The organism is Vibrio sp. 2130-1, assembly GCF_033339515.1.
This window is the reverse complement of sequence record NZ_JAWOUT010000641.1, coordinates 1-540: the sequence shown is the minus strand read 5'-3', so window position 1 is coordinate 540 and position 540 is coordinate 1. Positions and strand designations below refer to the sequence as shown.

Below are 540 nucleotides of genomic sequence, written 5' to 3'. Positions count from 1 at the left end.
TGGCGTCGCAACCCACTTCCCTGCTTGCTTCAAGAACATATGATTACCTTGATAATCATCTGTTACTGGCAGCAATTTACGAATCACTTGCTCTGGGTATGGGTTCACTTCTTCCTCTTCACCTTTGTCGCGAGCAAGCTTAATGCCTGTCCAGATTAGGAACGCCGCAAATAGGTAGAGTACCCAATGGTATTGGGCGAGCAGCTGCGCGCCGACAGCAATCATAATTGCACGCAGAAGCAACGCGCCAATCACACCCCACAGCAACGCACGAGGACGAAGATGCTCTGGCACTTTGTATTGGGCAAATATGATGGCGAAGACAAATAAGTTATCAACGCTTAATGATTTTTCGAGCAAGTAACCAGTTAGGAAAGACACGGTCGCTTTCTCATTGCTGTAAGCACTATGAGGAGCGTAAACGTCCCAAAAGAAATAGATGGAACCTGCAAAAAGAAACGCGAGTAAGAACCAGAATATGCTCCAAACGATGGCTTTTTGCATCGTAATGGCACCGCCTCGGGTTTGATAGATATCAAG

The 540-nt window shown here is 46.7% G+C and carries 1 protein-coding gene; it reads right to left on the bottom strand.

Annotated elements, in window-relative coordinates; genetic code table 11:
• Positions 1-540: TerC family protein (locus R7Q09_RS27865; protein WP_411913135.1), on the bottom strand; the 540-nt coding region annotated here is incomplete at both ends.